Genomic DNA, 21,423 nt, shown 5'->3' with positions numbered 1-21,423 from the left:
TTTAACTGTTTATTGGTCTGTCTGGATTTCCAGGGGTAATTCTGTTCTGGAAATCTGTATCTGTATTTTTGGCGTGAGCGGAATGATCGGGTAGTGGATGGTCATTCTCTACTTTGGTTTGAAGTTGAGCGATTTTCTCTTTCTGTTTTTTAACCAGTCTGTCCACCTGTTTTGCTTCCCAGTCTTTTCCCATAAAACTATTAATGATAAAGACATTGAAGAAATGGATCAGGAATAACAGCGTCCATAGTAGAACGGCCCAAACAAACCAGTTATATCCAAGGGGTTTGAAATCTTCCTGGTAACCCACCACGACATTCAATACAATAAGAAAAGCGGCACCAATTAAAAATATTACAAAATGCCGGAACAGTCTTTTTTTCTGTCTTGCTCTCTGCCTGGCATTCTCATAGAGCTCCCTTTGTTCATAATCTATTTTGGATTCGTTTTTCTTTTTGGAAAACATAATAAAAAGTACCTTAGTGTAGTTTCAAATTTACATTTTTATCAAAAGAACTTCCAATAGCTTATGGATAATTTAAGAAAAGGCTTTCCTGTACTTCAGCAATATACATACTTCAACACGGCTGCCTGCGGCTTACTTCCCGAAAAAGTATGGGAATTCAGGCAGGATCATGACATGGATTTTTTCTTAAAAGCAAGTGTTTTAAAAGAGAAAATGGGAGAGATGCTTACAAGTGTAAGGGAAAGTATAGGTTCTTTATATCATTGTGCACCAAATCGGGTAGCTTTGATCCCAAATTTCTCCTATGGCTTCAATAGTATTCTGGGGGGGATTGATTTGAGCTCCAAAATTCTACTGCTTAAGGATGATTATCCTTCGATCAACTGGCCGGTGGAATCCCGAGATTTTCAAGTCTGTTATGCAAACCTGGATAAGGATCTGGAAAATAATATTCTCGAGGCCATTAGAAAGGAAAAACCCGACGTATTCGCCTTTAGTATTGTCCAGTACATAAATGGGGTACAATTGAGTTCAGATTTCATAAAGAATCTTAAAGAGCAATTCCCGGATCTTCTACTTATTGGCGATGGGACTCAATACTTTGGAACCGAAGCATTTGATTTTGAACGTAGCGGATTAGATATCGCGATCTCCAGTTGCTACAAATGGATGAATGCCGGTTACGGTAACGGTTTTATGTTATTTAGCGATCGTGTAGAAGGAAGACTGGATCCTAAACATCTTGGTTTCGGTTCGCTGCAAGGAAAGTACAAAGAACATGAGGGTAATTTTCTTGGGAAGTTCGAACCGGGTCATTATGATACGCTTAACTTCGGAAGCTTAAAAACTGCGGTTGAAATTATTCAGAAGATTGGTTGGGATCCTATTGAAGGTCAGATTACCAAGCTGAAGCATATAGCTCGGGAACGGTTTAAATCGGCTGGTTTGCTGGAAGAATGGGTTGCAGAAAGAGAGATCTATTCATCACTATTTAATATTACGGGCGATGAACAACTATTTCAGAAATTGAGATCAGAAGATATTATCACTTCCATGAGAGGAAACGGAATCCGAATTAGTTTACACTACTTTAATTCTGAGAAAGACCTGAATAAACTGTTTAATGTACTCAGAATTTAGTCTTAAAATTCTGCAGATATTTAATGTTTTCATATCCAAAACCGTTTTCGGAGTAAAGAATTATCTCTATAAATGACTAAAACTAGTAATTCTACAAAAATGATGTAGAACGCTGATATGTATTGGTTTACAAGTATATTTTAATTTAATTCGAAGAGTCAATCATTAAATTAAAACTATGCCAATTAGCAAGCAGTACCTGAAGTCCAAACCGGAATGTAAGATCACTTTTAACCTTCCTGCGAAAGAAGCAGATCAGGTAGAATTAGTGGGTGAGTTCAATGACTGGAAACCAGCAAAATTGAAGAAGTATAAAAATGGTAATTTCAAGACTCAGCTTAATTTACCAGTAGATAAAGCATACGAATTCAGATATCTTGTAGACGGACAGTGGCAAAACGATCCAGCTGCAGATGCCTACAAGTGGAATGATTTCGCGGGAGATGATAATAGTGTGGTAAGTGTTTAGATCCTATTCAGTTACCTGAACACCCTTCCAGAAGGCTACATAATTCTCAATTGGTTTAGCCGCGTGACTTGCCTCCGGGTAGAACCATGCTGCATCTTCATTTTTTTCACCGTCTACCTCTATATCATAGTAGGAAGCTTTGCCTTTCCATGGGCAACGGGTGGTGAATTCACTTGGTTTAAAGAATTTATCTTTAATAACTTCAGGAGGAAAGTAATGATTGTTCTCAACGATCCTCGTTTCAGAACTTTCTGCAATTACGGTGCCTTTCCAGATAGCTTTCATAGTTCAGTAAATTTATTTCCTTCTAAATATATAATTTTTAAAGCAGTTCTCTGAATCTGCAAAACTACGCTCCACAACCAATCCAGCTTCATCTGCTAACCAGCTTACGATTGCATCATCATATTTTTGGGAAATCTCGGTATGTATGCTCTCCCATGCGTCGAATTTCACCTCCAGTTCGAGTTTATTGATCCTAACCATTTGCTCTTCCTTGCTCACTAAGAAACTGCGGGCGGTACCGGTTTCTGGATCGTAGGTTTCCCAATGCTTGAATTTTTCTACTTCAAATTCACCATCCAGTTCGTGGTTTATTCTTACCAGTAAGTTCTTATTAAATCTTTCCGTAATGCCAGCGGGATCATTATAAGCATTCATGATGATCTGTGGGTCCTTCTTTTGATCAAAACCCATAAATAACATATCGTCATCGCTCATCGCAACAGCAATATTCCGAAGAAAATCTACGGCCTCACTATGAGAAAGATTACCAATATTACTACCCAGAACCAAGATGACTTTTTTCCTGGAATTATACTCTGCAAGTTTCTCCAGTGTCTCAAAATAGGTCCCTTGTTGAGTTTTGACAGATACTTGCGGAATTTCATCCTTCAAGGCATTTTCAAGTTCATCAAGCACATTCTGACTAATATCTACAGGTAGATAGTTGAACTTGTAATCTTTGTCCACCAGTTCCTTTAAAAGCAGTTTGGTTTTTTTACCGTCTCCGGCGCCAAGTTCAATAAGATCAAAATCGTTCTCACTACTGAATATTTTAGCGATATCAGTCTTGTTCTGTTTTAAAATATCAAATTCACAGCTGGTAAGGTAATATTCAGGCATTGCCATGATTTCCTGAAACAATTTGTCTCCTTTTTTATCATAAATATACTTGGAATGCAAATATTTTGGATAGCTGGTAAGTCCTTTATGCGTGTCTTCAGCAAAGACAGATTCGAACATGGTTGCAGATTGATTTTTCATATGATATTATTTAACGAGTCTGAATCCCGTAAACTGCCATCTCAAATGTGGATGGAAGAAATTTCTATAAGTATAACGGCTATGCTTGCTGGAAGTAGCAACTGAAGCTCCACGAAGAACCTTCTGGTTTACCATAAACTTCCCATTGTACTCACCAAGGGCGCCGTCTGCTTTCTGATAATTTGGATAAGGTGAATAGGCGCTTTCTGTCCATTCCCATCTGCTTCCCCAATCAAAATCCTTTTGAGCAATTTCCCACTCCTGCTCGGTTGGTAATCTCATACCTTTCCATTGTGCATAAGCGAAAGCTTCGTAGTAACTAATATGAGTAACTGGAGCATCAGGATTCAAAGGCTTTAGTCCTCCTAAAGTATATTGATGCCACTTGTTCTCGATCTTATGCCAGTAAAATGGCGTTTTAATTTCATTGGTATTCACCCAATCCCAGGCTTCAGCGTGCCATAATAGAACATCCTCATATCCACCAGCATCAATAAACTCTAAGTATTCTGAATTAGTTACTAGTTTGTTAGATATACTGAAGTCGTGTAGATAGGTTTTATGTGTACCTAATTCGTTGTCGTAGCAGAAATCTTCTGAAGTATGGCCAATTTCATAAATACCTTCAGGAATATCAAGCCATTCTCGCTCAAAATCCTGAACAGGGTTTTCTCGAAACTGCTGATTGTATTCAGGCATTAGTGGATTATTTCCTAAAATATACTTAATATCTGCATACAACAGTTCCTGATGTTGTTTTTCATGATGACAGCCTATTTCCAGAACACTCAGAGCTTCTTCCGAAAGCGTATTATTCTCCAGCAATCTCATAATTTCGGTCGTGACATATTCTCTGAATTTATAGATCCAGGCAACAGTCGGTCTTGAAAGATTTCCCCTGTCTGTTCGTACTACTTTTTCACCAACACTTTCGTAATAGCTATTAAAAACAAATGCTGTGTTCTCATCGAATAGCGAATGGTTTTTAGCATATTTTTTTAAAACAAATTCTTCAAAGAACCAGGTGGTATGGCCTAAATGCCATTTAGGAGGTGAAACATCTACGATTGGTTGTACCACGTAATCTTCAGTTTCCAGGAAGGAGCAAATATTTTCTGAATCTTTTCGGGTCTCTTTGAAAAGATGTAGTAATTCGGATTGTGACAACATAAAAAATGAGCGATACTTTTTGGTATCACTCAAATTTACAAATTTTTCAAAATGAGCTTGCAAGTAGCTCGTTAAGGTCGAGTTAAAGTGTTAGTTACTTGAGATTCCGACTGCAACTGGCAGGCTATAAGTCACCGCTACAGGTTTGTCATTGAGTATTGCCGGTTGCATGGAAGGAATAGTACTTAATACTCGAATAGCTTCCTGGTTGAATACTTCATTTTCTCCATCTGCTGTCACATCAACAATTTTACCTTGATCGTTAATGACAAAATGCACTGTAGTTCTGAATATTGAGTTGCCTTTTTTCTTTGATCTCAGAATATCAGTATTGAAAGATCTATTGACATAACGCGAAATGTTTTCAGCCAAACAAATTCTTTTATCTTCATTATTCTCACAATCACGAGGGATAGGCGGGATATCTACAGATTTAATATTTGAGATATCATTTTGTTTCTCTAATTCAATCCTATACGAAACCATAACATTTACCGGCTGATCCTTTACTAATCCTGGACTATAGGTGGGTAAACTGGATAAGATCCTACGTCCTTCCAATTCTATCTCGTCATTATTACCTTTTACAGATGACCATCGCAGTTTGCCATCTGTACCAATGATGATCCTAAAGTTTAAGGTATAAGCAGACTCAGATTCTGAAATCAATTCTTGATTAAATTGATTGATCACAAAATCAATAAATGCTTTCTTAGAACACATACCGCTATTTCCAGATTCTGAGCAACCCACAAAAACTGGAATTTTATCCACTTCATCCCATGGAACTATTTCAGGATTTTGAGACTGAATAGAGTTTGTGAATAGAAAGAGTAAACTTAGAAAACTTATGAGTTTCATTTAGAAAGTTAAGGGGATTTTGTAGCTAATCGCTCTAGGCTTGCCAGCTAGCTGTCCTGGTGTCATCGTTGGTATCGCTTCGATCATTCTTTTTGCTTCCTTATTGATCTTTGGATGCTTTCCAGTGACTTCTTTAACTACCACTTTTCCTTCTTCGTTTACAACTAATGAAACTGTTGCTTTTCCTCTAATGTATTCGCCCTTTTCATTTTTTGGATACTTGTAGTTTTCCTTGATATGTTTCATTAACATGGAATTGAAACAGGTTTTTGTGTCTTCACTTGCTTCGCAACCAGGCCAGACAGGCGCAGTCTCTTTCATAGAAACTGTATTTCCTTCTACGGAAACATCGTCTTGAGCGAAGGCTCCAAATCCTATAAATAATAATGCTACTAGAAATATATTTTTCATATTCTCAATTTTGGTTCATTCTAAAGATTGCAATTATCTCGCCACGATGGACTGAAAAATATTCTGACTATTAAACTGCTACTTTACCTTTGATTGCCGGATGTGGATCATAGTTTTCTAAACTGAAATCTTCAAAAGTAAAATCAAAGATGTTTTTTATTTCAGGATTTAGTTTCATTTGAGGAAGTTCTCTGGGTTCTCTGCTCAACTGAAGTTCCACCTGCTCCATATGGTTGCTATAGATATGAGCATCACCAAAAGTATGAATAAAATCACCCGCTTCATATCCACATACCTGTGCCATCATCATGGTGAGTAAGGCATAAGATGCAATATTAAAAGGAACTCCTAGAAAAATATCTGCACTTCTCTGGTATAACTGGCAGGATAGTTTGCCGTCTGCCACATAAAACTGGAAGAATGCATGACATGGAGGTAAGGCAGCCTTACCATTCGCTACATTTTCTGAAAATGAAACAGAAGTATCTGGTAATACTGAAGGATTCCAGGCAGAAACCAGCATTCTTCGACTATTAGGATTTGTTTTTAATGTCTCTACAATCTCCTTGATCTGGTCAATCTCTTCGCTATTCCAGTTTCTCCATTGATGTCCATATACAGGGCCAAGATCACCGTTTTCATCTGCCCATTCGTTCCATATTCGTACGCCATTATCTTTAAGGTATTTAATATTCGTATCTCCTTTTAGAAACCACAATAATTCGTAAATAATCGATTTTAAATGAAGCTTTTTGGTAGTAACCATAGGGAAGCCTTTGCTGAGATCGAAGCGCATCTGGTAACCGAAAACACTTTTTGTTCCAGTGCCGGTTCTGTCACCTTTTTGAGCACCCGTTTCAAGTACATGTTTAAGAAGATCGTGGTATTGTTTCATTTGTGAAGAATTTCGATAGCTCTAAAATAACAAATAGCAAAAGTATATCATGCGTATTAATGATCCAATTTTATGGACTTATCAACTCGAGAAAGTCTAAGCTAGCCATTATTCTAAAAAATAGTTAATTAACTATGTTTAAACATCTTTTCCATACCTATGATTGTAACATTGTTAATCAACCACAAAAAAATAATTATGAGAAAACTAGCAATTTCATTCCTTTTTTTGATTTCCGGAATGTCAACTTATGCACAGGAAAATGAACTCGGAGTTTTAGCAGAGACAATTATTACTCCACAATTTTTTATCACGGTAATCGCCGGTGTGATTCTGGCACTTGGATTTCAGTTTATTCTTACTGCGCTTTCTGTAGCAGCGGGAATAACTGCGATAGGAGATGTAAAAAAATCTTATGTAGAAAGTAAAAATCATACAGCTGGAAAGCATAATTTTAAAGACAGAAATGATAAAGATAATGATGATAGCTCAGGTTCTACAGGAACTATGGTTACTACCGCATTTGGAATTTGGAGTACACTAACCGTGGCGAGCTCTTTATTTGGAGCTACTGCTTTTGCCATGAATCTTAGTCTTGTTGCCAATCCGTTAATGGCTGTTACACTTGCACTTGTAATTTGGGCAACCTTTTTTATTCTACTTTTTTATCTTGAAACTAAAGTAGTTAACACTTTTGTTGGTGGACTAATAAACGCAGCAACTTCTGGATTACGATCTTCTGCAAGCGCGGTGAAGGATATGTTTTCTCCATCTGAAGCTTCAAAAGTTGAGCACGTAGCAGATCATACTATCGAAAAAGTTCGTAAAGAATTCCAGAATGGATTTGATTCTAATATGCTCGATAGCGCAGTGGACGAGTTTTTCACAAAATTTGATCAAAAAGTACCTAACTACGATAAGGTGAAAAATGATATTGAAAAAATCGTAGATGATTCAGTAGAGAAGTCTAATAAGCAAAGTAGTTCGGATAGCAGCGGCGGTAGTAGTCCGGGTAAATGGATGGCTGTGCAGAGTGTATTGAACAATGCGATTGGAGAAGCTTCAAATGATAATTCTGAAGAAGGAAAAAGTAAAACTGAACAACTTAAAAAACTTCAGAAGGAATTAAAAGAAGCATACGGTGAAGGTGATAATAAAGAAGAAAAAGTTCAGAAAGTAATTGCAACATTAACGCCTGCGGAAGAAGAACAAGTAGGTTCTTATATAGATAAGATCAAAGATTTCATTTCTACTGAAGGTTCTGGAGATATGGATAGTCAGTCTTTGGATCAGCGAGTTAAAGAGATTGTGAAAAATCCGAAGGTTGAAGCTAATAAAATTGGTCAGAAAATGGAAGAACTTGATCGTGATACCATTGTGGAACTGGTGTCTCGAAATACTTCTCTGGACCGCATTCAGGCTGAAAAATATGCTGATAAAATTGAGAAAACTATCCGTAGAGTACAAGTGGAACTTAATGGAAATTCCAATGATGATGGTGTTGTTACTGAAATAAAAGAGCAGGTACAAAGTATACTTTCAGGTCTTGGAAGTGGTAGAGGAAGCTCAAATTTCAACTTTTCAGATCTAACACATATTATTCAGAATAAAATGGATAATCAAAAAGACAGCCTTGATGTGGTGAAAAGTAGATTGCAAAATGCTGATAAAGACGATATAATCGCTTTAATTACGAACAATACTAAAATAGATCGTAAGGATATTGATAAGGTAGCAAATTCTGTTGAAGAAGCACGCAATAATGTATTAGATAGAATTCAGAAGATTGAAGACACGGCTAAAGGTCGATTAAAAATGGTAGAGAGAAAAGCAGTGATTCAGGCAGAACATGCTCGCGAGACTGCAGCATCTGCAGCCTGGTGGTTAGTAGTTAGTGCCGTATTTTCAGCCTGTGCAGCAATTGGAGGTAGCTTGCTTACATTGTTCTAGTACTTAATACAAGGAACAAAAAAAAAGTCGTTCAGATAATTTGGACGACTTTTTTTATATATGGGTACTGATGTTATATAGTAGAATTACTGATTATTTTTTAGGTTTTTACATCTTCATCTTCACCCGCGACATGATCTGCATGGTAAGCATTCCTCTTGCCTAGTGGCATATCCTTTCCAATCGTTGTATCGTACCTCGTTTGGTGTTCCATTTCAGAATTTATTTCAGCACCAATTAGGACTATAAATGCAGTTAGGAATAACCATAGCATTAAGATTACTACGGCTGCAAAACTGCCGTAGAGATCATCGTAACTTCCAAAATTCTGCACATACCAAGAGAATAGAATAGAACCAAGGATCCACACTACTGTGCCAAAAATTGCTCCCCAGCTTACCCATCCAAATTGTGGATTATTCCTGTTTGGTGCGATTTTATAAATCATACTTAAGCTTAATACAAGTACAATAGCAAGGACAATCCATCTGGACCAGTCCAAGATATTCTCTATTTGTATAGGTAATCCAACTTTTCCAATTAACAAGGGAAAGAAGATTACAATCAGTAAACTAAGAAATCCAATTACCACTGCAGCTAATGTAAAAAGTAATGTAAGAAGGTTTTTTTTGATGATCCCACGGTCATCATTTTCATCGTAGGCAATATTAATGCCCTCAAATAGAGCACTGGTTCCCTTATTCGCACTCCATAAACTTATCAGAATGCTGATAACCAGTCCCCATCCTAATTCTGAAGTAGATTGTTCTAAAACCGGTGTCAATATTTCAGATATCATACCGAATGCTTGTTGTGGAAGCATCAAACTTAGGTTGTCAAATTGCTCTTGAATTTGAGAAGGTTCTAACACTAAACTGTAAATCGAGATAGCTGCAACTATCGTTGGAAAAAGAGCCAGAAAGAAATAGAATGCTACACCGGCAGCAACAATTTGCACATGATCTAGTTTCATTTGGGCAAAAACCCTTTTTCCAATATCTTTCCAACCAGCTATTGGAATTTGGTGCGGTTTTGTTGCTTCTCGTCCGCGGTTATTAGATTTACTTGCTTTTTCTTCACTCATTTGATTCTTATTTATACTAATATACTTAAGGCCATACTTCGGCAACGTGTAATTTAGAATATATAAGGATTCTGAAAAAAAATGAAATTACAAAGTTTTCTAAAAATTAGGCTGTTAGCCAATGATCATTCCGGCGATCGTAGCAGATAAAAGGGAGGCAAGAGTTCCCCCAATTAATGCTTTCATCCCGAATTCAGAAAGAACTTTACGTTGTCCTGGAGCTAATGATCCAATTCCGCCAATTTGAATCCCTATCGAAGCGAAATTAGCAAAACCGCAGAGCATATAAGTAGCCATAATGACCGACTTTTCGTAATTCAGGCTTAATGCGTTTGCAGGGTTTTTAAGGTCTGCCAGTTGAACATATCCTACGAATTCACTTGCTGCCAGTTTAATTCCAAGCAACTGTCCCATAAGCATCATATCTTCTTTCGCCACACCTATGACCCACATCAAAGGAGAAAAGATGATTCCTAAAATCGATTCCAGAGAGAATTTAGAATATGGAGTATATTCTGCCATGACACTGTTTAAAGTAGTAAGCGCACCTAGATAACCAAGGATATAATTGATCATGGCGATAAATGCGATGAAGACTAGTAGCATCGCCGCAACATTCGCCGCCAGTTTTAAACCTTCAGTAGTACCATTTGCTATAGCATCCAGAATATTACTTCCAATCTTGTCTGAAGAAACTTCTACATCTGTATTTACAGCCTCCTGTTGTGGATATAAAATTTTTGAAATTACGATAGCACCAGGTGCAGCCATTACTGAAGCGGCAAGCAGGTGTTTAGCAAATTGAAGTCTTAATTCCGGATCATCACCACCAAGAAATCCAATATATGCAGCGAGTACACCTCCGGCTACAGTAGCCATCCCGCCAATCATAACCAGTAGAATTTCAGACCTGGTCATACGTTCCAGATAAGCTTTAATCATTAGAGGTGCTTCGGTTTGTCCTAAAAATATGTTCCCGGCAACACTAAGGCTCTCAGGTCCAGAGATTCCCATTAATTTGGTAAGTACCCAGGCCATACCTTTTACAACGATCTGGATTACTCCAAGGTAGAATAAAACTGATGTTAATGCGGAGAAGAAAATTATGGTAGGTAATACCTGGAATAGAAAAATAAATCCAAAACTATCCACGTCCATCATTCCGCCTAGTAAAAATTCACTTCCTGCCGCGGTGAAATCAAGGATCAATACAAATACTTGTCCTACGAATTCGAATACTTTCTGAACCACTGTGATCTTTAAAACACCAATAGCCAGTATTAATTGAGCTCCTAGTCCTATACCAACAGTTTTCCAGCTAATCGCTTTTCGGTTACTACTGAAGAGGAACGCGATGAGTAAAAGCACGAACATACCAAGAATGCCTCGAATCAAACTTGAAGTGGACATTCCCTGGCTGGGTATCATTTGCTTCGCAGCTTTCACAGGGATCACATCTTCAGCAAGCTTTGGCTTTGCTGAAAGTTCGAAGGTGTTATCTCTACCTTTGATGCTTAGTTTTTGATCGCTAATCCCAGTCACCCTGAGATTTTGAATAGTATCCTTTGGTGAGTTATAGAACAGGACCAGTAATTTCTTTTGATATAGATAGTCCCCGGAAGCAATAGTATCCTGTTCAGAATTTGCCAGAAAAAGGAAGCTACCTTCATTAAAATGAACTTCTTCAACATCCTGAAAAACTGAATTCTCTTGAAATTCAGCTAAATTTTCCAGAGTCCAGGATTTGGAAATGGTTTGTGAAGAAGCTGATGCAATAGAAATTAAGACCAGAAACAGGCAACACCAGAGTTTATTCATTATAGATTATTTTCTTTTGGAGATCTCGTCCCTTAGACGAGCGGCTTTTTCGTAATCTTCCTGATTTACAGCCTGGGCAAGTAGCTCATTAAGTTCTTCAAGTGACATCTTGCTGAAACCTGAATCGCTATCCATTTTCACTTCAAAGTCCTCGCGTAAAAGTTCTTCTTCAATAATTTCCTCTTCATCTTTCATTTCCTTAGCACGCTGACTCTCGTCTGCTTTTAGGAAAATTCCAGCTTTATCAAGAATGTTTTTGTAGGTGAAAATAGGGGCATCGAACCTTAGTGCAAGTGCAATTGCATCACTGGTTCGGGCATCCACAACTTCCTCGACACCTTCACGTTCACAAATAAGACTGGAGTAAAATACGCCGTCTACGAGTTTGTGAATGATAACCTGTTTAACCGTGATCGAGAACCGATCTGAAAAGTTTTTGAAAAGATCGTGGGTAAGTGGTCTGGGAGGTTTGATCTCTTTTTCCAACGCTATCGCAATGGATTGTGCTTCAAATGCTCCAATAACAATTGGTAACTTACGTTCACCATCCTCCTCGTTAAGGATCAGGGCGTAAGCTCCATTTTGTGTTTGACTGTAAGATATTCCTTTAATGTTCAGACGAACTAAACTCATGCTTCGTAAAAATTAAAAAGGCTGTCTAAATAAGGACAAAATTACCAGATCTAGACAGCCCTTTTATGGGTCGCAATTTAGAAAAATTATGCGTTTTTCTCTTTAAATTCCCTCAATTTTTCATTTAGCTTCGGTACGATCTCAAAAGCGTCTCCAACCACCCCATAATCTGCAGCTTTGAAGAAAGGCGCTTCAGGATCATTGTTAATTACAACTTTGGTTTTGGCAGCATTAATACCGGCAAGATGCTGAATTGCACCAGATACGCCAATTGCAATGTATAAATTAGAGGCTACAGGCTTTCCTGTTTGACCCACGTGTTCACTGTGAGGTCTCCAACCCATATCACTAACTGGTTTGGAACATGCAGTTGCAGCTCCAAGAATTTCTGCCATTTCTTCGATTATTCCCCAGTTTTCAGGACCTTTAAGTCCTCTACCTCCTGAAACCACAGTTTCAGCATCGGCGATCGTTACCTTATTCGTTGCCTTATCTACAGATTCTACGTTTACGGTGAAATCTTCATCTGAAAGTTCCGGGCTAAAATCTTCAGCAGTCGCAGCTCCTTGAGATTTTTTAAGACCGAAAGCGTTCTTGGATAGACCAAGCACTTTCACATCGGTATCGATCTTAGTGAAATTAAATGCTTTATTCGTGAAAGCAGTTCTTTTAACTGTAAAAGGATCTGCGCTCTCTGGCAATGCCACAACATTAGATGCATAACCTGCTTCCAGGTGCACTGCAAGTAGTGGTGCTAAATATTTACTGTTCGCACTCTGGCTAAGAACTACGACCTTGCTGCTTTCCTGAATTACCGCTTGTTTAATGGCATCAGAATATGCTTCAGCATTGAAATTATTCAATTTGTCGTTGTTTACTTTCAAAACTTTGTCAACCCCGTAGTTTCCAAGCTCTGAAACATCCTCAACATTGAATGTTACCGCAGTAACACTGGTTCCCAGCATGCCTGCAACTTCCTTTGCATAAGACGCAACCTCGAAAGAGGCTTTCTTAAATTTTCCTTCTTCTGATTCTATATATACTAAAACTGACATTTTCTAAATTTTTTAATTCCTGAATCTATTTTATTCTGAATTTTGATTAGATCGCTTTTGCTTCGTTGTGAAGTAAGTTGATCAATTCATCCAGATTGTCAGGATCAATTAATTTTACATCTCCTTTTGGTGCTGGCTTCTCAAATTTTACAACTTCGGTTTTTACTGAAGTTTCCGCAGGCTCAACAACATTTAAAGGTTTTTTACGCGCTTGCATAATTCCTCTCATGTTCGGGATACGAAGATCAGATTCTTCAACCAATCCTTTCTGTCCTCCAATAACTAGTGGAAGAGAAGCAGTTAAAGTTTCTTTACCGCCATCGATCTCACGAAGAGCTTTCGCTTTGTCACCATCGATCTCAAGGCTAATACAGTTATTAATGAAATTAGCATCCAAAATTCCGGCTAACATTCCTGGAACCATTCCACCATTATAATCAATAGACTCTCTACCTGCAATAACAAGGTCATAACCGCCGTCTTTAACAACTTTAGCCAATTCCTTTGCTACCTGGTATCCATCAGTTGCAGGAGTATTTACTCGAATTGCTGTATCTGCTCCAATTGCAAGTGCTTTTCTAAGTGTAGGCTCGGTTTCAGCTCCCCCAACATTTACAACATCTACACTCGCGCCTTGTTTTTCTTTGAACCACATCGCTCTGGTAAGACCAAATTCGTCATTCGGGTTTATTACAAATTGAACACCATTTGTGTCAAACTTCGTGTCTCCTTCCGTGAAATTGATTTTGGATGTAGTGTCAGGTACGTGACTAATACAAACTAAGATTTTCATATATAAGGTTCTTTTTTTAATAAAACGTTTTCGCAGACGAAGGTAAGTATTTTATATCAAAAAAAGCTATGCATGCATAATAAATTTAACCAAAAGAATCAGTCAAATTTTAGTTGATTTTTGGTTTTGTGTGTGTTTTAATGCGCAATATGTATAAAACTATGCAAAATAATGAGATTCTCGTTATTCGTGATTTAAGCATTTCCGAAGAACTCTGCAACCTCTAAATTTTTGCTTACAATTATGGTATTTACCTTAATGAATTACTATTTTTGCTCTGCAGGAATTAAAATTAAGATTTTACATAATGAGGACAATTCAATTTAGAGAAGCTATTGCTGAGGCGATGAGCGAAGAAATGCGTCGCGACGACAGTATCTATTTAATGGGTGAAGAAGTTGCTGAATACAATGGTGCCTATAAAGCTTCCAAAGGTATGCTTGACGAATTTGGTCCGGATAGAGTTATAGATACACCAATCGCTGAACTTGGATTTTCTGGAATAGGAGTTGGTTCTGCCATGAACGGTAACCGTCCTATCATTGAATTCATGACCTTTAACTTCTCACTTGTAGGGATTGATCAAATTATCAATAACGCTGCAAAAATGCGCCAGATGAGTGGCGGGCAATTTAATATTCCAATTGTATTTCGTGGACCAACAGGATCTGCAGGTCAATTGGGAGCAACTCACTCACAGGCTTTCGAAAGCTGGTACGCAAACACACCAGGCCTTAAAGTGATCGTTCCATCTAACCCGTATGACGCTAAAGGATTATTGAAAGCTGCGATTCGTGATGATGATCCGGTGATCTTTATGGAGAGTGAGCAAATGTATGGAGACAAGGGTGAAGTTCCTGAAGATGAATATGTTATTGAAATTGGTAAAGCCGATATCAAGCGTGAAGGTTCTGATGTAACTATTGTTTCCTTCGGAAAAATAATCAAAGAAGCTTATAAGGCAGCTGAAACTTTAGCTGAAGAAGATATTTCATGTGAGATCATTGATCTTAGAACGATTCGTCCTTTAGATATAGATATCATCCTTGAATCAGTTAAGAAAACCAACCGTCTAGTGATCCTTGAGGAATCATGGCCTTTTGGAAATATTTCTACGGAAATTTCTTATCAGGTACAATCTAAAGCATTCGATTTTCTGGATGCTCCAATTATAAAGATCAATACAGCAGATACTCCTGCACCTTATTCACCTGTTCTTCTGAAAGAATGGTTGCCAAATAGTGAGGATGTTGTTAAAGCTGTGAAAAAGGTCATGTACAAGTAAACCTTTTCAACCTATCTTTGAAACTTCATCTAAACGATGAAGTTTTTTTTTATCCTATAATGAACAAATACACCTACCTTTTAATACTTTTTCTCCTTCCAGTTTTCAGTCTAATCGCTCAAACAAAAGCAGGGGGAATTGTTACCGATGACACCGGAGCTACTGTACCTTTTGCGAATGTAGTTTTCGCAAATTCTACTTCAGGAACGACTACCAATGAAGTTGGTGAGTTTTACCTTCAGTCAGATGATAATTATGATACCCTTGTGTTTTCTTTTATTGGCTACAAAACCAAAAAGATCGCTTTAAAATCCAGGGTCAATCTAAACATGGATGTGAAGCTGGAGCAGGAAGCTTCCAGTCTTGATGAAGTAGTTATCTATCGCGGGAAAACCTCGAAGAAGAACAACCCGGCAATTGATATCTTAAAGAAAGTTTGGGCAAACCGCCGAAGCAACGGCGTTAATGCTTTCGACCAGTATAGTTATAAGGAATACGAAAAACTGGAATTTGATCTCAATACCATAGATAGTGCTGTTGTAGAAAGCAGGATCTTTAATGGAATGGAGTTTATTTTCGATTATGCAGATACCAATACAGTGACCGGGAAAACTTATCTGCCTATGTTCATTAACGAATCGGTAACCCAGGTTTATGGAGATAACAAGATCAACGAGGAGAAAAAAGTTTTACTTGGAAACAAGAATTCCGGATTCAACCAGAACAGGAACCTGATTGATTTTGTGAAGGATATTTATGATGATTACGATATCTATAAAAACTATCTCAAGTTCTTCGACAAATCATTTGTAAGTCCCATCTCGACTACGGGGATCGATACCTACAATTATGTGTTGTCAGATAGCGCTTATATCGACAATAAGTGGTGCTATAATATCGTCTATTATCCACGCCGTGAGAATGAACTAACCTTTAAAGGGGATTTCTGGGTGAATGATACGACCTGGGCAGTTAAGAACATTAATCTCGAAACTACCAAGGATGTAAATATCAACTGGATCAAGCAGGTTTATATCGAACAGGATTTTGAAGTTCTGAATGACTCTGTTTTTCTTATTGAGAAAGATTTCTTTATGGCCGACTTCGGAATAAACAAAAAGAAAACTTCTCAGGGAGTTTATGCGAAACGAACCATGCTTTACGATGAGTATGAGTTTAATAAAGAACGGGGATCAAGTTTTTATAATCAACCAGTTTATAATCCTCAATCTCAGGCTTATAATAGAAGTGACGAGTTCTGGAGTGAAAACAGGCTTGAACAGTTAAACGATGATGAAGAAGGAATCTATGTAATGCTGGATAGTCTTACGAAGACAAAGGCTTTCAACCGGTTGTATGATATAGCCACGATTGCACAGTCAGGTTACGTAGAGTTTGATGGATGGGATTATGGTCCTGTTTATTCTACTTTCGGGTTTAATGATGTGGAAGGAATACGAACGCGCTTTGGTGGAAGAACCTATTTTGGACAGAATGATCCATGGAGAATTGAAGCTTATGGAGCTTATGGATTTAAAGACCATAAATTCAAGTATGGAGTATCAGCAAAAGTGCTGCTGGATTACAAAATGCGACTTATCCTAAGTGGTGGAAACCGTAGGGACGTAGAGCAATTAGGAACCAGTCTTACGAATTCTACAGATGTTCTGGGAAGGAGTCTTGCATCTTCATCGCTTCTCAATGTTGGAGATACAGATAAATTGAGTTCGATCAATTTGAGTGTTTTTTCCGTACAACTCGAACCGGTAAAAAACCTTACCTTAAGATTTGGAGCTAATTACAGAATATTACAACCAGCATCTGAAGGTTTTAGTCTTGATTATTATGTAGACGACACGCGTACGATCACCGATAGTGAGATCAACCAAACCGAACTTTCTACGATCATTACCTGGACACCGGGTAGAAAAACTTCGGGCTTCGGAGTGGAGCGTAATGTGGTGAATGAAGAGGATTTTCCAACTTTATTTTTAAACTACAGTCTAGGAGTTAAAGAAGTTTTTAATAGTGATTTTGATTATAAGAAACTTCAGTTCTTTTATAATCAACCATTGTTAATTGGTGGTTTTGGTAGATCTAATATCAGCCTGGAAGCTGGGAAGACATTTGACGCTGTACCATTAGGATTGCTGAGTGTAGTTCCGGGAAACCAGACTTATTTTAGTATGTATAATTCATTTCCAACACTGGATTTCTACGAATTTGTGACAGATAGTTATTCAGCTATTCATATAGATCACAACTTCAATGGAAGACTATTTTCTAGAATTCCGTTGCTAAGAGAGTTGAACCTGCGGGAATTGGTAGGATTTCGAGCGGTCTATGGAGATATTTCACAAGCAAGTAAAGATCTAGATGCTTCCGGTTTACCGTTGGTAGCTCCAAATAATGATCCGTTTTACGAGTATAGTCTGGGTATTGGAAATATTTTAAAAGTAATGCGATTTGATGTGCATTTCCGAGGAAATTACTTCGATAATCCTGATGCAAGGAGTCTTGCGTTTACAATAGATTTCGGATTTCACTTTTAGATAATAGTTTAAATATCAGAAATAACTATATTTGCTGCCCTGAATTTTAATTTAGATAAAAATATAAAAATGTCGAATACTTTTGATGTATTGATCGAGATCCCAAAGGGAAGCCGAAATAAATACGAATACGATTTCAAACTTAAAAAAGTACGTTACGACAGGATGATCTTCTCTTCGATGATGTATCCTGCAGATTATGGTTTTATTCCTAACACCCTTGCATTGGATGAAGATCCTCTTGATGTTTTGGTATTGGTTTCTGAACCTACCTTTCCAGGAATCGTGATGGAAGTGAAGCCTATTGGTGTGTTCCATATGGCAGATGAAAAAGGACCGGATGAGAAGATCATCTGTGTACCGGTATCAGATCCTATCTGGAATAGATTGAACGATCTTAAAGAATTGAATGGTCATATGCTTAAAGAGATCGAACATTTCTTCAAGGTGTATAAAGATCTTGAGAAGAAAAAGGTAGATACAGGAGATTTTGGAGATGCAGACGAAGCTCGTGAGATCATTAGACAGTGTATCGAACGTTATGAGAACTATGACGGTGATAAATCCAGATTCGGAATATAATCGTAATATATCACTCAAATTATTAAGAATATGAAAGCAATAACCTTAAAAAGTTGTTGCTTTTTTAATTGTTGCCAATTTTACTACATTAGCTAGCATTAATATTTAATTAACAATTAACTAGCTAATATGGAATCAATAATGATCTACCTGCCAGCGGTGCTGGCAATCATCGGACTCATCTTTATGTGGGTCAAAAGATCCTGGGTGATGAAACAGGACTCCGGAGACGGAAAAATGAAAGAAATTTCAGCACATATCTATGAAGGAGCTCTTGCCTTCTTAAAAGCAGAATACAAATTATTGACTCTCTTTGTGATTGGAGCCAGCATTGCACTGGCCGCAATTGCATACTTCGTTCCAACCACCCATTATCTCATCATCGTTGCCTTTATTTTCGGTGCGATATTCTCAGCATTTGCTGGAAATATCGGGATGAAGATCGCTACGCAAACTAACGTAAGAACTACGCAGGCGGCAAGAACCAGCCTGCCGGAAGCATTAAATATCTCTTTTGGAGGTGGAACAGTGATGGGACTTGGAGTTGCTGGTCTCGCAGTTCTTGGTCTTACCGGCTTCTTTATATTCTTCTTTCATTATTTTATGGGAGGAGAGTGGACCAATACTCAGCAAATGACCGTGGTTCTGGAGACCCTTGCTGGTTTTTCTCTCGGTGCCGAATCTATAGCACTCTTCGCGAGAGTAGGAGGAGGGATTTATACCAAAGCTGCAGATGTTGGAGCTGATCTCGTTGGTAAAGTTGAAGCAGGTATCCCTGAAGATGACCCTAGAAACCCTGCGACCATTGCAGATAATGTTGGAGACAATGTAGGTGACGTTGCCGGAATGGGAGCCGATCTTTTTGGAAGTTACGTGGCCACAGTGCTGGCAGCAATGGTGCTTGGAAATTATATAATCGAGGATATGGGAGGTGATATCACCAGCGAAGGCTTTGGTGGTATTGGACCAATTTTGTTGCCAATGGCAATCGCCGGTGTTGGAATAATCATTTCCATAATCGGGACATTATTAGTAAGAATTTCTTCAAATTCGGCTAAAGAATCGGAAGTTCAGAAAGCTTTAAATATTGGGAACTGGGTTTCGATCTTACTGGTCGCGGTTTCCTGTTATTTTCTGGTAAACTGGATGCTACCTGCGAATACCATGACGATGGGATTCTTTATAGGTGGAGAGGAAGGATTTGAAATGATTAACATAAGTTCCATGCGCGTATTTTACGCAACGCTGGTTGGTCTGGTTGTAGGTGGAGCGATTTCTTCAGTTACCGAATATTATACAGGGCTGGGGAAAAAACCAATTCTCAAGATCGTTCAGCAATCAAGTACTGGAGCTGGAACAAATATAATTGCAGGTTTGGCGACCGGTATGATCTCTACCTTTCCTTCAATTTTATTATTCGCCGGTGCGATCTGGGCGTCTTATGCTTTCGCAGGATTTTACGGAGTTGCATTGGCAGCTTCAGCAATGATGGCAACTACAGCTATGCAGCTGGCGATCGATGCCTTTGGACCTATAGCAGACAATGCTGGAGGTATTGCTGAAATGAGTGAGCAGGAGCCAATAGTAAGAGAAAGAACAGATATTCTGGATTCTGTAGGAAATACGACCGCAGCCACAGGAAAAGGTTTTGCAATTGCATCTGCTGCTTTAACTTCTTTAGCTCTCTTTGCCGCCTATGTAACCTTTACAGGGATTGAAGGAATTAATATTTTCAAAGCTCCTGTTCTGGCGATGCTTTTTGTTGGTGGGATGATTCCCGTGGTTTTCTCTGCTTTGGCAATGAATGCGGTGGGTAAAGCCGCGATGGAAATGGTGCAGGAAGTACGAAGACAATTCAAGGATATTCCGGGAATTATGGAGGGAACGGCGAAACCGGAATATGATAAGTGCGTGGCGATCTCTACGGAAGCTTCCTTAAGAGAAATGATGCTGCCAGGCATGTTAACTATTGGTTTTCCATTGGTCATCGCATTTCTACCAATGATCTTTGGGATGGATAATCTCGCAATTGCTGAAATGCTTGGGGGCTATATGGCGGGGGTTACTGTGAGTGGTGTGCTTTGGGCTATCTTTCAGAATAACGCCGGAGGTGCCTGGGATAATGCCAAGAAATCTTTTGAAGCCGGAGTCATGATCAATGGGGAGATGACCTATAAAGGCTCTGATGCTCACAAGGCAGCAGTAACCGGTGATACGGTAGGAGATCCTTTCAAGGATACTTCAGGTCCTTCTATGAATATATTAATTAAATTAACCTGCCTTATCGGCCTGGTAATCGCACCAATTTTAGGTGGGCATACAGATGCTGACATTCCAAACCAGGAGGAAACTGTTGAGGTGATCTCTTTGGAAGGTTCTGTGATTTCAAAAGAAATTAGTTTGGAGAAAAATGATCTGGAAGATCTGGTAACTGCAAGGGTAGTGGTCACAAGTTCCTTAAATGGAAATGAGACCAGTGATACCTATGAATTTGAAGGCACAAGCCTGGAAGTGCAGAAAAAGATCGACGCACTATAGGAAACCCTTCAATAAAAAAGAAATAAAGAAACCTCCGCAATTGTGGAGGTTTTTCAATTTCTAGCCAAAAGTATCATTCTCCTATTCCTTCGGAAAAACGATCTTTAAACTGGTATTTCAGTTAAACTATGGTTAATCAATCCCTTAAAATTTCAGGACTGCTGAAAGGTTGATTAAATTTAAGTTCAATTCAAAAGATTCAGAAGATGTCAAAAGATCACGGACCCAGTATTAAAAATGATGAGCAGTACGAGAAATTGCGCAAGGAAGGAATGAGCAAGGAAAAAGCGGCGAGGATCGCCAATACGTCCAATTCCGGAGAGAAAGGTGGTAAAGCCGAAAATTACGAAGAGAGAACAAAAGAGGAACTCTACGAGCAGGCGAAAAAAGTAGGCATCGATGGACGAAGTGATATGTCTAAAGATGAATTGATTAAAGCACTAAGAAACCACTAA

General features: G+C 38.4%; 20 protein-coding genes. 8 read left to right on the top strand and 12 right to left on the bottom strand.

The features are described from left to right. Position 1: 1 nt before the first annotated feature. Positions 2-466, bottom strand: coding sequence for a 2TM domain-containing protein (locus T8I65_RS13245; protein WP_322301048.1), 465 nt, complete (start codon positions 464-466; stop codon positions 2-4). 63 nt (positions 467-529) lie between these two features. Between T8I65_RS13245 and T8I65_RS13240 the strand changes: the two genes are divergently transcribed. Both T8I65_RS13240 and T8I65_RS13235 read left to right on the top strand, forming a co-directional pair. After that, the gene (locus T8I65_RS13240; RefSeq protein WP_322301047.1) at positions 530-1,606 is read left to right on the top strand and encodes an aminotransferase class V-fold PLP-dependent enzyme; all 1,077 of its coding nucleotides are present in this window, start codon (positions 530-532) and stop codon (positions 1,604-1,606) included. A gap of 178 nt (positions 1,607-1,784) precedes the next feature. Then, the gene (locus T8I65_RS13235) at positions 1,785-2,075 is read left to right on the top strand and encodes an isoamylase early set domain-containing protein (protein ID WP_141878628.1); all 291 of its coding nucleotides are present in this window, start codon (positions 1,785-1,787) and stop codon (positions 2,073-2,075) included. Positions 2,076-2,078: 3 nt separating this feature from the next. Here the strand turns inward: T8I65_RS13235 and T8I65_RS13230 are convergent, their stop codons facing one another. The 6 genes from T8I65_RS13230 to T8I65_RS13205 all read right to left on the bottom strand — a co-directional run bounded on the left by T8I65_RS13230 (position 2,079) and on the right by T8I65_RS13205 (position 6,678). Beyond that, the gene (locus tag T8I65_RS13230) at positions 2,079-2,360 is read right to left on the bottom strand and encodes a DUF427 domain-containing protein (protein WP_322301046.1); all 282 of its coding nucleotides are present in this window, start codon (positions 2,358-2,360) and stop codon (positions 2,079-2,081) included. Positions 2,361-2,372: 12 nt separating this feature from the next. Then, positions 2,373-3,341 carry an L-histidine N(alpha)-methyltransferase gene (locus tag T8I65_RS13225; RefSeq protein ID WP_322301045.1) on the bottom strand — a complete coding sequence of 323 codons (969 nt, stop codon included), beginning with the start codon at positions 3,339-3,341 and terminating at the stop codon, positions 2,373-2,375. A gap of 6 nt (positions 3,342-3,347) precedes the next feature. After that, positions 3,348-4,511, bottom strand: coding sequence for an ergothioneine biosynthesis protein EgtB (egtB, locus tag T8I65_RS13220; protein WP_322302801.1), 1,164 nt, complete (start codon positions 4,509-4,511; stop codon positions 3,348-3,350). A 90-nt stretch (positions 4,512-4,601) separates the two neighbouring features. Further along, positions 4,602-5,372, bottom strand: coding sequence for an energy transducer TonB (locus tag T8I65_RS13215; RefSeq protein ID WP_322301044.1), 771 nt, complete (start codon positions 5,370-5,372; stop codon positions 4,602-4,604). Further along, complete coding sequence (locus T8I65_RS13210; RefSeq protein ID WP_322301043.1) at positions 5,373-5,783, bottom strand: energy transducer TonB; 411 nt, start codon at positions 5,781-5,783, stop codon at positions 5,373-5,375. A 70-nt stretch (positions 5,784-5,853) separates the two neighbouring features. Then, complete coding sequence (locus tag T8I65_RS13205) at positions 5,854-6,678, bottom strand: thymidylate synthase (protein ID WP_322301042.1); 825 nt, start codon at positions 6,676-6,678, stop codon at positions 5,854-5,856. Positions 6,679-6,876: 198 nt separating this feature from the next. Here T8I65_RS13205 and T8I65_RS13200 point away from each other — a divergent pair, with 198 nt between their 5' ends. Further along, entirely contained in the window at positions 6,877-8,628 is a 1,752-nt protein-coding gene (locus tag T8I65_RS13200) for a hypothetical protein (RefSeq protein WP_322301041.1), read from the top strand. 100 nt (positions 8,629-8,728) lie between these two features. On the opposite strand, the gene T8I65_RS13195 is transcribed toward T8I65_RS13200, so the two are convergent. The 5 genes from T8I65_RS13195 to T8I65_RS13175 all read right to left on the bottom strand — a co-directional run bounded on the left by T8I65_RS13195 (position 8,729) and on the right by T8I65_RS13175 (position 14,011). Next, complete coding sequence (locus T8I65_RS13195) at positions 8,729-9,712, bottom strand: YihY/virulence factor BrkB family protein (protein WP_322301040.1); 984 nt, start codon at positions 9,710-9,712, stop codon at positions 8,729-8,731. 114 nt (positions 9,713-9,826) lie between these two features. Continuing rightward, the gene (locus T8I65_RS13190) at positions 9,827-11,530 is read right to left on the bottom strand and encodes a NupC/NupG family nucleoside CNT transporter (protein WP_322301039.1); all 1,704 of its coding nucleotides are present in this window, start codon (positions 11,528-11,530) and stop codon (positions 9,827-9,829) included. 6 nt (positions 11,531-11,536) lie between these two features. Next, positions 11,537-12,163, bottom strand: coding sequence for a bifunctional nuclease family protein (locus tag T8I65_RS13185; protein WP_322301038.1), 627 nt, complete (start codon positions 12,161-12,163; stop codon positions 11,537-11,539). Positions 12,164-12,249: 86 nt separating this feature from the next. Next, a complete protein-coding gene (locus T8I65_RS13180; RefSeq protein WP_322301037.1) occupies positions 12,250-13,218 on the bottom strand; it encodes an electron transfer flavoprotein subunit alpha/FixB family protein in 969 nt (322 codons plus the stop codon). A gap of 46 nt (positions 13,219-13,264) precedes the next feature. Next, a complete protein-coding gene (locus T8I65_RS13175; protein ID WP_141878618.1) occupies positions 13,265-14,011 on the bottom strand; it encodes an electron transfer flavoprotein subunit beta/FixA family protein in 747 nt (248 codons plus the stop codon). 307 nt (positions 14,012-14,318) lie between these two features. Here T8I65_RS13175 and T8I65_RS13170 point away from each other — a divergent pair, with 307 nt between their 5' ends. From T8I65_RS13170 to T8I65_RS13150, 5 genes are all read left to right on the top strand, one after another. Beyond that, entirely contained in the window at positions 14,319-15,296 is a 978-nt protein-coding gene (locus tag T8I65_RS13170; RefSeq protein WP_322301036.1) for a pyruvate dehydrogenase complex E1 component subunit beta, read from the top strand. 59 nt (positions 15,297-15,355) lie between these two features. Continuing rightward, entirely contained in the window at positions 15,356-17,848 is a 2,493-nt protein-coding gene (locus tag T8I65_RS13165) for a DUF5686 and carboxypeptidase-like regulatory domain-containing protein (RefSeq protein ID WP_322301035.1), read from the top strand. 69 nt (positions 17,849-17,917) lie between these two features. Further along, entirely contained in the window at positions 17,918-18,430 is a 513-nt protein-coding gene (locus T8I65_RS13160; protein ID WP_298528319.1) for an inorganic diphosphatase, read from the top strand. 129 nt (positions 18,431-18,559) lie between these two features. Continuing rightward, positions 18,560-20,968, top strand: a complete 2,409-nt coding sequence (locus T8I65_RS13155) for a sodium-translocating pyrophosphatase (RefSeq protein WP_322301034.1) — start codon at positions 18,560-18,562, stop codon at positions 20,966-20,968. A gap of 206 nt (positions 20,969-21,174) precedes the next feature. After that, the gene (locus T8I65_RS13150) at positions 21,175-21,423 is read left to right on the top strand and encodes a Rho termination factor N-terminal domain-containing protein (protein WP_322301033.1); all 249 of its coding nucleotides are present in this window, start codon (positions 21,175-21,177) and stop codon (positions 21,421-21,423) included.

It is taken from the genome of Christiangramia sp. OXR-203, assembly GCF_034372165.1.
Taxonomy (GTDB): Bacteria; Bacteroidota; Bacteroidia; order Flavobacteriales; family Flavobacteriaceae; genus Christiangramia.
The sequence above is the reverse complement of the archived record's forward strand: the minus strand, read 5'-3'. Positions and strand labels throughout refer to the sequence as shown.